This window comes from Alkalibacterium sp. s-m-28 (genome assembly GCF_054658175.1).
The window spans coordinates 1-610 of sequence record NZ_BAAGIQ010000243.1; the positions used below are offsets into that span (position 1 = coordinate 1).

Genomic DNA, 610 nt, shown 5'->3' on the forward strand with positions numbered 1-610 from the left:
TCGATTAACGAATCATTTGAAACATAAACCCGGCGTCTCAATTCAAGTTGACTGGAGTGGATCAACCATGAGTTTATTAAATCCAGACACAGGTGAAATAACCACTGTCTATCTGTTTGTAGGAGCTCTTCCTTATAGTCAATACACTTATGTGGAACCAACGCTTGATATGAAAAGTGATACCTGGCTACGTTGCCATATAAATATGTTCACCTATTTTGACGGTACCACAATTCGTTTAATATGCGACAATTTGTAATGTAAATCTTCACATTACAAATTTAATGTTAAGTAGAAAGTAATGTAAAGTTTTTCCTGATATTAACTATTGAACGGTTTTCTGATAGATATTTCTTTACATTAATGAGTCAATAGAAAATAATTGAGGTACATATTAGAGGAGGGATTTCCATGAGTATTTCAACCGACGGTTGTGAAGATGCAGATAAATTACTACAGAAGTTTGAAAAGTATATTAAGGAACATTACCCTAATCATCGCACGCAAAATTTTTATATTAAAATTATGTCAAAATTTAATGATTCTTATTTAGTGGCTAGCGAGAATATAGACAAGGCATTATCTCACTATTACTATTCAGTAACCAAAA

Annotated in this window: 1 protein-coding gene and 1 pseudogene; both read left to right on the plus strand. The window is 32.1% G+C overall.

Annotated elements, in window-relative coordinates:
- Positions 1-259, plus strand: a pseudogene (locus tag ACYQ4S_RS12145) (IS21 family transposase); the annotation flags it as partial.
- 152 nt (positions 260-411) lie between these two features.
- The coding region (locus ACYQ4S_RS12150) for a hypothetical protein (RefSeq protein WP_459771422.1) at positions 412-610 on the plus strand (199 nt) is incomplete at its 3' end.